Origin of the sequence: Granulicella sp. L46 (assembly GCF_009765785.1) — a bacterium.
Taxonomy (GTDB): Bacteria; Acidobacteriota; Terriglobia; order Terriglobales; family Acidobacteriaceae; genus Granulicella.
The window spans coordinates 199536-212270 of sequence record NZ_LMUT01000003.1; the positions used below are offsets into that span (position 1 = coordinate 199536).

Annotated in this window: 9 protein-coding genes, 1 tRNA gene and 2 pseudogenes; 6 read left to right on the forward strand and 6 right to left on the reverse strand. The window is 55.4% G+C overall.

All coding sequences use genetic code 11. The features are described from left to right. Nucleotides 1–58 precede the first annotated feature (58 nt). The 4 genes and pseudogenes from GSQ80_RS01765 to GSQ80_RS01775 form a co-directional block, all read right to left on the reverse strand. The gene (locus GSQ80_RS01765) at nucleotides 59–859 is read right to left on the reverse strand and encodes a response regulator transcription factor (RefSeq protein ID WP_158785795.1); all 801 of its coding nucleotides are present in this window, start codon (nucleotides 857–859) and stop codon (nucleotides 59–61) included. A 285-nt stretch (nucleotides 860–1144) separates the two neighbouring features. Continuing rightward, nucleotides 1145–3556 (reverse strand): sensor histidine kinase, encoded by a 2412-nt coding sequence (locus tag GSQ80_RS01770; protein WP_216850083.1) that lies wholly within the window; start codon nucleotides 3554–3556, stop codon nucleotides 1145–1147. Nucleotides 3557–4012: 456 nt separating this feature from the next. After that, nucleotides 4013–4117 (reverse strand): annotated as a pseudogene (locus GSQ80_RS23800) (two-component regulator propeller domain-containing protein); the annotation flags it as partial. A gap of 322 nt (nucleotides 4118–4439) precedes the next feature. After that, the gene (locus tag GSQ80_RS01775) at nucleotides 4440–5066 is read right to left on the reverse strand and encodes a response regulator transcription factor (RefSeq protein ID WP_158785797.1); all 627 of its coding nucleotides are present in this window, start codon (nucleotides 5064–5066) and stop codon (nucleotides 4440–4442) included. Between the two features lie 517 nt (nucleotides 5067–5583). On the opposite strand from GSQ80_RS01775, the pseudogene GSQ80_RS23805 reads away from it, so the two are divergent. The 5 genes and pseudogenes from GSQ80_RS23805 to GSQ80_RS01805 form a co-directional block, all read left to right on the forward strand. After that, nucleotides 5584–5700, forward strand: a pseudogene (locus GSQ80_RS23805) (winged helix-turn-helix domain-containing protein); the annotation flags it as partial. 78 nt (nucleotides 5701–5778) lie between these two features. Beyond that, nucleotides 5779–6843: a Dyp-type peroxidase gene (locus tag GSQ80_RS01790; protein WP_158785800.1), complete on the forward strand. Its 1065-nt coding sequence runs from the start codon at nucleotides 5779–5781 to the stop codon at nucleotides 6841–6843. Then, a complete protein-coding gene (locus GSQ80_RS01795) occupies nucleotides 6836–7651 on the forward strand; it encodes a family 1 encapsulin nanocompartment shell protein (RefSeq protein ID WP_158785801.1) in 816 nt (271 codons plus the stop codon). Before GSQ80_RS01790 ends, GSQ80_RS01795 begins: the two co-directional genes overlap by 8 nt. Before the next feature lie 393 nt (nucleotides 7652–8044). Beyond that, entirely contained in the window at nucleotides 8045–8836 is a 792-nt protein-coding gene (locus GSQ80_RS01800; protein WP_158785802.1) for an alpha/beta fold hydrolase, read from the forward strand. 154 nt (nucleotides 8837–8990) lie between these two features. Next, nucleotides 8991–9455, forward strand: a complete 465-nt coding sequence (locus tag GSQ80_RS01805; RefSeq protein ID WP_158785803.1) for a DUF4126 domain-containing protein — start codon at nucleotides 8991–8993, stop codon at nucleotides 9453–9455. Between the two features lie 212 nt (nucleotides 9456–9667). Here the strand turns inward: GSQ80_RS01805 and GSQ80_RS01810 are convergent. Further along, nucleotides 9668–9759, reverse strand: a tRNA-Ser gene (locus tag GSQ80_RS01810). A 399-nt stretch (nucleotides 9760–10158) separates the two neighbouring features. On the opposite strand from GSQ80_RS01810, the gene GSQ80_RS01815 reads away from it, so the two are divergent. Then, entirely contained in the window at nucleotides 10159–12006 is a 1848-nt protein-coding gene (locus GSQ80_RS01815; protein WP_158785804.1) for a phosphoenolpyruvate carboxykinase (GTP), read from the forward strand. A gap of 7 nt (nucleotides 12007–12013) precedes the next feature. Here the strand turns inward: GSQ80_RS01815 and GSQ80_RS01820 are convergent, their stop codons facing one another. Then, on the reverse strand, nucleotides 12014–12679 hold the full coding sequence (locus tag GSQ80_RS01820; RefSeq protein WP_158785805.1) for a TetR/AcrR family transcriptional regulator: 666 nt from the start codon (nucleotides 12677–12679) through the stop codon (nucleotides 12014–12016). Between the last annotated feature and the right edge of the window lie 56 nt (nucleotides 12680–12735).

Here is a 12735-nt window from a genome sequence, read left to right on the forward strand (position 1 = left end):
TTCGGCCACACCTCCATGTGCCGCATCCTCGAGGACTAGTCCAAGAAACGGCCCCGGTTTATTCAATTACGCAGCGCCGAGGAAAACGGACCTTCATTCGCTTACTTACTAATGCGCTTTGAATTGCCGATGCTGCACAGGAATACCCACTGCGCCAGTAAGGTATACGAAGCTTCATGGCCATCCTGACCAAGTCCGCCAAGGACTCGGCCTCCATCTTTCGCATCACCTGTCTTCTATGGACTTGCAGCGTGACTATGGCGATGCCGAGAACGGAGGCTGCCTGCTTATTCAGTAGGCCTCCAACTATGAGTGGGACAACGTCCCGTTCCCTTGGCGATAACAGCGAGTAGCGAGTTTTCAGCTTCTCCAGTTCAGCCTTTCTCAGTCGCAACTTTCGGTTCTGAACTAAGGCAATGTGAATGGCCTCCACAACTACTGCCGGGTCCACTGGCTTCGTAAATACTTCGATTGCCCCCATTTTCATGGCATGTACGGCCGCCGCCACGTCGCGGTGATCGCTAATAAAGATCATGGGAGGGCACAATTCAGGATCGATCCATTGGCGCAGGCTAGCGCCACCGCTATTATGCAATTGCAAATCAAGAACCAGACAGCCAGCCTCTCTTAGCTTGCCGTGTTCGAGACAATCTGCGCAGGAACTAAAACTCAAAACTGCTATGCCGGACGAAGCCAGCAGTGTTGAGAGTGTCTGACAAAATCTCAGATCCTCGTGGATCAGGTAGACCGTCTCCTTTGATCGCGCGGTCAAGCATCGATTAGATGAAATTACGACGGTGCGCTCCGCGTCCAAAGGTATACCGGGAATCAAATCAAGGTGATGGCTAATACCGTCCATGGAACACTACCTTTCAGAAGGGACTAGAGCACAATTGCTCAGTGGCACACTTCACTCTTTCTTCCGCGGGAAGGACCGTGGTTGTCATCGCTCCTGTTACGAGAAGTACCGAAAGTTTGTCTATACGGCATCGCAGCGGGATGCTTCGTCACCATCGAGTGCGATAGCACGACTCATCCAATATCACGGTAGCGATGTTTCGCGAGAGGCAACACATTGGGAACTACAGAAAACGACCTGCTCTTTTCTACAGTTCAACCAAGCGCGTGGCTCTATGCACGAAACTCACAACGCCTCATGATCGCCAATGATTCGACGGTAGAGTTTGCGGAGATTGGCGCGGATTCCAGTATCGGGATGCAAGAAGCTCACGTTGCCGGGCACAATCACGGAAATATCAGTTCCAGATCCAGTGGAACTGAGGATCGTCAGCCTTCCCTGGATACGTGCAGCGCGCTCACGCATACCCTGCAGGCCATGATGGCCCTCTCTCCCAGTCATGGCATAGCTCGGATCGATGCCAACCCCGTTGTCCCCCACATGAAGCGTCAGATTCTGGCCGTACATCAGGTCGATGCTCAGATGACTTCCGTGGGAGTGGGCTTTTGCATTCTGGATAGCTTCGTTCCCGATTCGATATAGCTCATCACGAACGATCGGATGCAACTCTCGTGCATCCCCAATGACCGAAACCGATACTGTCATTCCGTCAGGGACAACTCCAGTTTCTGCAGCCCGCCGCAGCGCCGGCCCGAGCTCGTTTTTCAATGTAGTCGAGGACCGCAACGAGTTCAGGGTTGTGCGGCCTTCCGCAATCGCCTGCTCAAGCCAACCGGAGACCTGGCCCAATGCACGGCGCATTTTCTCCGGATCCAATGGTTCCTCGAGCCCATCGTCGACGACGAATTTACTGCCTTGAATCGTCTGAAGGAATGTATCGTGGAGTTCTCGTGCCATGCGCGTGCGCTCGGAGAGTCGCTCGTCGAACCGCGCTCCAATAGCCCTTGCTATTTGTCGAACTCGAAGACGATAGACCGCCCAGATGAAAGCGATCACTAGGGCTACGCATGCGGCTAAGAATGTACGGGTTTGGTACCAGGTGGGAAGAACTTCAAAATTCAAGTTCGCACCTTGCGTGTTCCATACCCCATCACTGTTGCTGGCGATCACTTGAAACGTGTATTTACCTGGCGGGAGATTGTTATAGAACGCCTGCCGCCGTGAGCCAGCATCGTGCCAGATCTTCTCCCATCCATGCAACATGTAGCGAAAATGTATCTTTTGCGGGATGGCGAAGCTCGGCGCGGTGTAGTCGATCTCCAGTTCGCTCTTGATTGAGGGCAGACGCAGGCCATTCGCAACTGCGTAAGGCTGCCGGTCAACAACTACGTCCTCGACATGCACCGGCGGGACTACATCACTGATCCGATTCGCCGGGTCGACACTCTGCAATACAGCGCCATTCACAAACCAAAGCCGTCCGTCGCGAGACTTGGCAGCCCCATTAAAAGGAGCATAACCAGTCTGCGCGCCGTCCGCGGCATCTAATAGTCGGAACTGCAGTTTGCGGTCAGGCTTAGCCCACCATTCTTCCAATTCAATTCGTGGAATATCGATGAGGCCGCACTGCGCGTACAGCCATAGGTCACCACGATCATCCGTAATAAAGGCCTGGATGTCGTCACAGGGCAGACCGTTCTGTATGGTCATCGTCTGCTGCTTCCCGTTCTTCCACGCGACGACTCCGAAAGATGTAGCCCCCATGACGGAATCATCTGCACCGACGAATAGCTGATTGAACCTCGATGTCCCGTTAGAACGCTCGTTGTGCCCGAAGCGAAAGATGTCGAGCTTGCCGTTGGCGTATCGTCCGAGGTCGCCGCTGATGAGGCCTAACCAGAGAGCGCCGTCGGGAGCAGCCGCGACTCTGCGTGCAGCCGGCATTTGCGGTGCTGGAAATTCCTGTTGTACGGTATCGTTCTTAATCCGGACGAGCCTGCGTGGACTGCCGCTGATCTCGGCCCAAACAGTGTGTGCCGTATCCTCTGCCAATCCCACTACGAATCCAAGCGGAGAACCGTCGGGTCTGTTGATGCGACGGAACCTGCCGTTCTCGTAAATGTTCAAGGTATTGTCGATTCCCACCCACAGCCTGTCCCGGTCGTCCTCAAGCAGAGATGTCACTTGGTCGCCGGGCAGACCCTTCTTAGCTTGCAACGAAGAAATAACATCGTCGCGTATAGAACCCAGAGCTCCTGCGCCTCCTGCCCAGATCGTTCCGTCATGTGTTGCAAGAACAGAATCAACTTCATCCGTCCCTAATCCTCCGAGACCTGGGACGGTTGTTACGCGAAGATCACGGAAACAATCGAGCCCCTTGCTGGTCGCAACCCAGACGTCACCCTCGGTGTCTTCGTAGAAGGCCATAATAAAGTCGCCCGAGAGGCCATCAGAACTACGAAATCGATCTACTTTGCCATTATGAATTCGGTAGATACCCTCCGCCGCAGTGCCAATCCACAAGCTGCCCCGCCTGTCGGACAATAAAGCGGTTACCTCCAGAGAGCTCCCGTCGATACCCGGGGCAAGAAACGGCTTCAACGCCCCATGGACCACTTGCTCGAGTCCAAGTCCGGGACCAGCAGGATTGATTCCTGCCAGTATGACGCCATTGGGTTGAGCGACGATTGCAGCCACGCCGTCCGCTACGCCCCCTCGCTGTCCCGTTAGCCGCAAGATACTAGTTGAGCCCGGACGCCATCGCATGAGCGAGGTAGTGTCCCCGATCCAGAGGGAGCCGGCGGTGTCCTCGATGAAGGAGGCGCCTCCTCGGAGGGCGATTCCATCCTCCTGGCCGTAGCATTGGGTTTCCAGACCTACTACCCGACAAATCGCGACACCGTCCGGTCGAAAGCGCGAGAACCATACTTCTCCATTGAGCCGTTCGATGATTGTATCGATGCGGCCCAGCGAGCCCGGATACTGGACGAGCTTATGATCTACCCAATGCACAAGCCCAGATTCTGTGCCGATCCAGAGACTCCCATCACGGGCTCCAAGCAGGGATTGCATCCTGAGGGAGGGTGTCCGACCTCCGAGTCCCGACAACCATGGAACGAACCGCACGCCATCAAAACGCAAGAGTTCGTTCTTCGTTCCAATCCATAGGTATCCATCCGTCGTCTGTGCAATTGAGAAGGGATGGCCATTGAAGAATCCGTCCTGCAACCTCCAGACTGAATGACCATACTGCGACATCTGCCGGCTGGGATCGACCGCCCACGCGGAGCAAGTTGCCAAGAGCAAGAAGAGACATAGTCGGAGCGAACGCGAGGTCTTCAACTTGGCCACCTTGATGATTCTGAGCGCACTGCTCCTGAGTTTAGCTAGAAGACTGAGCTGATTCCTGCGGACTAATCTCAAGTCGTCGTGGGGGGCCTATCAGCATCCATCCATCAATCAAATCCGCAGCATCCGCATCAACTAATAATCACTTCAGCGTTTCACAATAGCGCTTTCGAGGCATTCGCGGAATATCATAATCTGCTGCCAGTGAGCTGTAGTTTTCTACAGTTCGGGATTAGATTTCGAGCAGGCCCCGTCGCACCGCAATGGTGACAGCATGAGTTCTGTCGTTCGCCTGCAGTTTGTCCACCAGATTCTTGATGTGAAAGTTGACCGTTGTCTCTGCGATGGCGAGCCGATCGGCAATCTGCTTGTTTCGATGGCCGTCCCGAATGAGCTGGAGCACCTGCAACTCGCGGACGGTAAGATCATCTTCACCGTAGTGTTCTGAGAGGCGCGCCGCAACTTCAGGAGGCAGGTACCGTCGACCTGCGTGGACTGTCCGGATCAGCCCCAGCAATTCGTTCTTCGGCATGCTCTTGAGAATGTAACCAGACGCCCCGGCCCGCATTGCCCGCTGGATCTCGCCGTCGCCGTCAGAGGTGGTCAGCATGACAATGCGCGCCTGGGGAAATTCTCCCCGAATCGCAACCATTGCATCTATGCCATTCGTGCCAGGGAGACGGAGATCCATTAGCGTGACATCGGGGCGGTGTCGACGGAAATTCGACAACGCCTCAACCGCATCGGTTGCCTGTGAAACGAGAATCATGTCTGGCTGAGAAGCAATGATCGTGCTCAAACCCTCCCGGAAAACGGGGTGGTCTTCGACGCTCAAGATGCGAATTGGCTCGCTAGTCATCCCGAGACCCTCAGTGTGATGATTGTAAAGGTGTGACCTATCGAGCGTCTGTCAGGCTATAGATAAATGCAGGTCCCACTCTGTAGTTTCCGAGGTTTGCGATCATTCTCCTCTAGGTTAGGTTTCAAGAAGCCGCCGCCTTATGAGACGCTGTCTCTCCTCCCTCCTTTGGCATCGCCGCGTACCTTCAAATCGAGCTTAGCGATTCACCACGAAATGCATGGAATTCAATTGGAGGATGTGGAGTATGGAACAAAGGACATTGCTACTCGAATATAAAGCCGTCGTTAGTCACGCTGAATATTCGATACCTGGCAACCCAACGCCAGAAACGCTATAGGCAGGAGACATTGAACTGGATCCGGAGCGTCGCACCGTGAAAAAGTGCGGTCAATTAGTTCACCTGACTCCGAAGGAATTCGATCTGACACACCAATTGATGAGTCATCCCGGAAGACCGATCCGGCACACGCTGCTGATAAAGGCGGTCTGAGGCTCCGCATATGGGACAAGACCCGAATATCTGAGAATCTACATGCGGCAGCTCCGCAAAAAGCTTGAGGATGACCCAGGAAATCCACAATATTTTCTGACCCATTCCCACTTCGGCTATTACTTTTCGGACTCGCTGTGATACTCACCTGTCGACGGTGCCTTATACTTTGGGTTGGCTTAGAGCGAAACCATAAAAGAATAAGTCAACCGGATCGCGATGCTGAACGAACCAGACCAACTCCCTCTTCCGCAACCAGTGCTCGGACCTCTCACACGCGCTGCGATCTTTCTCGTCGTCACGATCAATCCCGAAACTGAAAGTTATGAGGCTGTGCGTTCGTTCTGCGGCGACCTCGCCGGGCTGATCCGTGCGGTAGAGTTCCGCGACATAGACGCTGGACTCACTTGTATAGCAGCGTTCGGATCGGATGCGTGGGATCGACTTTTCGGCAACCCCCGGCCCGCCGAATTGCATCCGTTTCGGGAATTCCGGTCCGGCAAACGGCATGCGATCGCCACTCCAGGCGACGTGCTGTTCCACATCCGTGCCGGGCGGTTGGATATCTGTTTCGAGTTAGCCACGCAGATTATGGAGCGCATCGGGGACGCCGTTGCCATCGCCGACGAGGTTCAAGGCTTTCGATACTTCGAGGATCGCGATCTTATCGGTTTTGTCGATGGCACCGAGAATCCAAGGGGCACTCTTGCTCTCGAAGCCGCGCTCGTTGGCGCAGAGGATGCTCCTTTTGCAGGCGGCAGCTATGTCATCGTCCAGAAATACCTTCACGACATGAAGGCATGGAATGCCCTCTCGACCGAGGCGCAGGAACTCATTATCGGCCGCAGGAAGCTGTCGGATATCGAACTCGATGACACCACAAAGCCTGCCTCGGCACATACCGCACTAACCGTCATTGAAGAGGATGGGAAAGAGGTCAAGATCCTGCGGGACAACATGCCCTTCGGCCAGCCTGGCCGCGGGGAATTTGGAACCTACTTCATCGGCTACAGCCGGAACCCACGCGTGACCGAGCTTATGCTCGAAAATATGTTTGTGGGCCGGCCGCCCGGCAACTATGACAGGCTACTGGATTTCAGTCAGCCCGTTACTGGTGGCTTGTTCTTTGCGCCTTCAGTGACATTTCTAGAAGGTGCAGGCGCAGAACAGCCTGCGGCCGCGGCAATCGCCACACCGCCAGCGAGATCTGATCCGTCTTCCACATCGTCAGTGCGCAATACATCTCTGGGAATTGGATCACTTAAAGGAGAACGACATGAATAACCTCCATCGGGAGTTGGCACCAATCTCTGACGCCGCGTGGGCGCAGATCGAGGAGGAAACGACTCGTACACTCAAGCGCTATCTCGCCGGTAGACGAGTCGTTGATGTACCGACTCCAAGCGGGATCGACTCGCCGGCCGTTGCAACGGGCCATCTCTTGTCGATTGCTGCTCCGGAAGAAGGCATCGTTGCGAGGCAGCGCGAGGTGAAGGCCTTTGTCGAGTTGCGGGTGCCCTTCGAGCTGACACGTCAGGCCATTGACGATGTCGAGCGCGGCTCGGATGACTCCGACTGGCAACCTGCCAAAGACGCCGCCAAGACAATCGCTTTCGCTGAGGACCGTGCCATCTTCAATGGCTATCGCGAGGCAAATATCCAAGGCATCCGCGAAGGCACCAGCAATCCGATCATGACGTTACCCTCCGACGTGCGCGACTATCCAGACGCTATCGCTCAGGCGTTGAGCCAATTGCGCCTCGTAGGTGTGAACGGCCCGTATTCGGTTTTGCTCGGGGCCAAAGCTTATACGGAACTGGCCGAAACCCGCGATCATGGATACCCGGTGCTGGAACACATAAAACGCATTATCGACAACAACATCATTTGGGCCCCCGCTATTGAGGGTGCGTTCGTGTTGAGCACGCGTGGCGGAGATTTTGAGCTCAACATCGGACAGGATGCCTCTATCGGTTATCTAAGCCATACAGACTCGGTCGTTCGGCTTTATCTTCAGGAGACATTCACGTCCCGGGTACTGACGAGCGAGGCATCAGTTGTGCTCGCTCCCATGGATAAGCCTTCTGCCTGAATAAGCAAAGAAGATCGAAAGAGAACTCAACTGCGAGTGCCGCTGGACAAGACTGAAGGCTCGCTCTTCGGATCTCCTCTTAATCTAGGGGAACGACAATATAGACACTGAGACTTGTTCGGAATGTGGCGCCGACCTGTGCCGGACTACTCGTGACGATCCTTATCCGGAACTAACCTCAAAAAAATAGCAATCGGAGAGCGACTATAAACGTTGCGGAAAGATTGTGCGTTTTAGCTCAGTTCATAACGGTAAAAAACGAAGTGATCTATACAAAGAGATAATTGCGTCCGACCTAGCACGCCTCTACGCTCCTTATCAGTAAGCGAGTACTCGCCGATCGTTATCAGTCCACGGTCGTCTAGTGCGGACCTTAATTTAAGGAGAAAGACAATGCAAGCATTGAAGTTTGTTCGGAATAGTTTGGTGGCATGCGCCACATTACTCTCGATCACCAATACTGCCGTCAAGGCGACGGCGCAAGCGCAAACTCCCTCGGGGGTAAAAACTGTGCTCCTCATTCACGGGGCATGGGCCGACGGTTCTAGCTGGTCGAAGGTGATTCCTTTGCTCGAGGCGAAGGGTCTGCATGTAGTCGCTGTGCAGATCCCGCTAACATCCTTCATGGACGACGTCGCAGCAACGCAGCGGGCCATTGATCTCGAAGATGGGCCGGTATTGCTCGTCGGTCACTCCTACGGCGGAGCTGTCATCACTGAAGTTGGGAACGATCCGAAGGTCGCTGGACTCGTTTATGTGTCAGCTGTTGCTCCAGACAAGGGCGAATCCACTCTCGGTCTCATTATGAGTGTTCCAACGCCCATCGGCGCAGAACTACGCCCCGACAAGAGTGGTTTCCTTAAGCTGACACCCAAAGGTATCGCCGAGGATTTCGCGCAAGATCTTTCCGCTAAAGAGATTGCAATTCTGACCGCAACCCAGGTGCCCGCAAGCGTCGCGGCAATGAAGGGTGAAGTCACGAATCCAGCCTGGAAGTCCAAGCCGTCGTGGTACATCGTTGGCGGGAACGATCGCGCAATTTCACCCGTTCTTGAAGCTTCGTTGGCTAAGAAAATTGGAGCGACAACGATCACCGTGCCGTCCAGCCATGTGATTATGCTCTCCAAGCCAGCAAAGGTGGCGGATGTGATTATCGGTGCGGCGTCACAGGCCGGTTCGAAATAACGTGTCATGCATCGCTTTCTTCTGCTGGCATTTATTTCTCAGCCGCCTGGGAAGAGGCGATGCAGACATGTAGTAGGCATCGAGCAGCACTTCTAAATCGGCTTGGGCCCCACTATCGAGCAGGTTCTCGCATCGCCTTTCCAAGGAGAAGAATATGTCTCTCGTGATCTCTGCTTTTGCGTTGGGTGTTGTGTGCGGTCTCCGCGCCATGGTTGGTCTAGCCGCTGCAAGCTGGGCGGCTAACCGCCAGCAAATTTCGCTTGAGGGGACCTGGCTCTCCTTCCTCGGTTTCCGCTTCACGCCGTACATCACGAGCCTGCTCGCTATCGGCGAAATCATCAATGACAAGCTGCCCAAAACACCCAGCCGTCTTGTGCCTCCACAGTTCGCCGGTCGTGTGGTGATGGGTGCGCTCACGGGGTCTGCTATCGGCCTGTCGCAAGAACACTTCCTCATCGGTGCCCTCTCCGGAATCATCGGCAGCATCGTTGGGACACTTGCCGGCTCCAAGGCAAGAGCCTTCGCCGCCAAACTGTTCGGACGCGATTTGCCCGCCGCGTTGCTCGAAGACGCTATCGCGGTCGCGTTGGCCGTCGTTACCATCGTGACGCTTCGATAAAAAATTCCCGACCCCCGTTGGCGCCTTCTCGCGATAGCGGCCCCATTGTGTCGTCACTCATTCCCAATGTTCACGAAAAGAATGCTCACGAAAGGACCATTCGCAATGTTCGCTTCCCCTTTGCTCAAAAAAGTCCAAAGAAACTAACTCTTCCAGCCAGTCGGGATAAAGCCATTCCAATGAACCTACCGCATTGATCTGAAAGGGGTGTGTGGCGGAGAGTGAGGGATTCGAACCCCCGATAGCCTTGCGACTATGTCTGATTTCGAGTCAGGTGCATTCAACCGGGCTCTGCCAACTCTCCGCTGTAAGCCATTGAGGCTCAATCACTTGCACTGCAACGACAAGACCTTGAATGCGGTCGCGTCGCGAGAAACCAGGCATCTAGAGTGGCACCAGAATGCCGTTCGCCATGGCAAATGATTTTGGACCGAGCAGCTCTCCGAAGGCGGATACCCCATCGAGTCCTAGATGAGTGTACCGGCAAAGGTGTGGCTGTTGCAATGTTCTCAAGGGAAGGCGTTTGACAGTGGTTCAAGGCGATACCAGTTCAGCCCCTAGCCGGTTATCGCAGCAGCCCGGACCGAATACCACAGGGGTATGTTCCCTAACTACTATGATTAGAGTTCGGAAGCCCCACGACTGGATGGACTCTGACGCGAATTTTTGGGAGCATCGACCCACGTAATCCTTGGAGGCAATCATGGCTGCAGTACCTGGAACGACGGCCGCACATCCTGCTTCGACACGTGTTCTGTCGAAGAACATTCATCTCATCCGCTGGGTGGAGAAGATGGCCAGCCTGACGCAACCCGCGGCGATTCACTGGATCGACGGGTCGGCCGAAGAGAATGAATATCTTTGCCAGCAGTTGGTTGAATCCGGCACCTTTACCAAGCTCAATGAGAAACTTTGGCCGGGATGTTATTGTGCCCGCTCGTCGCCCAAGGATGTAGCGCGCGTGGAAGATCGGACGTTCATCTGTTCCCTTTCCAAGGACGATGCGGGGCCGACGAATAATTGGGAAGCTCCTTACGTGATGCGCAAGAAAGTCAAGGAACTCTTTCGAGGATCGATGCGCGGGCGGACCATGTATGTTCTGCCGTTTTCGATGGGACCAATTGGATCACCGATGTCGCGTATCGGCGTGCAGCTCACCGATTCGGCTTATGCCGTTGTGAATATGCGGATCATGGCGAGGGTGGGCCTGCCAGTCTTCGAGGAGATCGACAAAGATATTCATCGGGTTGTGCCGTGCATGCACTCAGTGGGAGCACCGCTGGCGCCCGGCCAGCAGGATGTGCCGTGGCCGCAGAACGATACGAAGTACATCGTGCATTTTCCGGAGACGCGCGAGATCTGGAGCTATGGCTCGGGCTACGGTGGCAATGCCCTGCTTGGCAAAAAATGTTTCGCGCTGCGTATCGCTTCCAACATCGCCCGGGATGAAGGTTGGATGGCGGAACACATGCTGATTCTCGGACTGGAATCTCCAGAGGGCGAGAAGACGTACATGGCGGCAGCCTTCCCTTCGGCCTGCGGTAAGACCAACCTGGCGATGATCATCCCACCCAGCGGATTCGACGGCTGGAAGACCTGGACCGTCGGCGACGATATCGCGTGGATCAAGCCAGACGAGACCGGTCGACTGCGTGCCATCAACCCTGAAACGGGCTTCTTCGGTGTAGCTCCGGGAACCAGCGAAAGGACCAATCCAAACGCCATGGCAACGCTGCGCCGTAACACCATCTTCACCAACGTGGCCGTTACTCCCGACGGCGGCGTGTGGTGGGAAGGTATGACGGAGGAGCCACCCGCTGAGTGCGTGGACTGGCGTGGCGAGCCCTGGACGCCGGAGATAGGCCGCGAGACAGGCAGGCCGGCCGCTCACCCGAACGGCCGCTTCACGGCTCCGGCCACGCAGTGCCCTTCGTTCGATGTGGAAGCCTCGGAGTCTCCCAACGGTGTGCCCATCTCCGCGTTCATCTTTGGAGGAAGACGCGCAACCGCAATTCCGTTGGTCGTGCATGCCTTCAACTGGTCATCCGGAGTTTATCTCGGTGCAACGATGGGCTCAGAGACGACCGCCGCAGCTGAGGGCGCGGTTGGCAACGTACGACGCGACCCTATGGCGATGCTTCCCTTCTGCGGCTATCACATGGGCGACTACTTTCGTCACTGGCTGACCATGCAGCGGCAGCTCTCCATCACACCCCGCGTCTTCCAGGTCAATTGGTTCCTCAAGGACGAGGCTGGCAAGTTCCTGTGGCCCGGCTACAGCGAAAATATGCGTGTACTGAAGTGGATTATCGATCGCGTGCGTGGGCGCGCCCAAGGCAGGGAGACTCCGATCGGATGGGTTCCGCGCTATCAGGATATAAATTGGGACGGACTCGACATGTCCCCCGAAACCTTTGCACAGCTTGAAAAGGTCGACAGCAAAGCCTGGCTGCGTGAGGTAATGGGTCATGAGGAACTTTTCCTCGCACTACATGACCATCTGCCGGCCGAGATGATTTATGAGCGGGAGCTGCTGATCTGCCGTCTGTGATAATGCTCTAGCCGCGATGGAAGATCTGGGCGATCAACTCCGGGACTATCTCCTGCATGCGCGATTGATCGAGCACCGTTGGGCTGAATCGCGCATTCAACGCAAACCCCTCCAGGATCGCCTCCACCGCCAAGGTATTGCTGCGCGTCTCTTCGAGCTTTTCGTTCTTCTCTGGGAATAAATCGGACAACTCCTGCCGATTCACCGACGTACTCGCTTCCAGATGCTTCTCCGCTAAGTCCGCCAGCAACTCCGGGTGGCGCAAAGCAAACAGCTTGAACTCAATCTGCAGCAGCTGGGTCTGGGTGTCACAGATCTGCTCGACGATGTAGTGAATGATCGCGTTGTATCGTTCTTCCTCATTCTTCACATCCTGGATGCGCTCTCGCAGCGCCCTTGCGCGCCGCCGCGTGGCGAGGCTGCGAAGGGCAAGAAACACCTCCGTCTTGCTGTCGAAATTTGCATAGAAGGCTCCGCGACTGCGGCCGGCCTCCGCTGCAATATCCTCAATGCGAGACGCCTCAAACCCATCGCGGGCAAAGATGACTTCGGCTGCACGCAGCAACTCCGTGCGAGTCCGCTCCGACTTCATCGCTTGCTGTGAGCGCGATACGGAAGCTAGGTCTGCGGCCAGGGGTCGTTCGCGACGGCGCATCTGCTTAAGCCGAGACATTTTTTGAATCGTTCCTCGAGGCCTAAGCATAATATACACACATGTATATTTTCCAC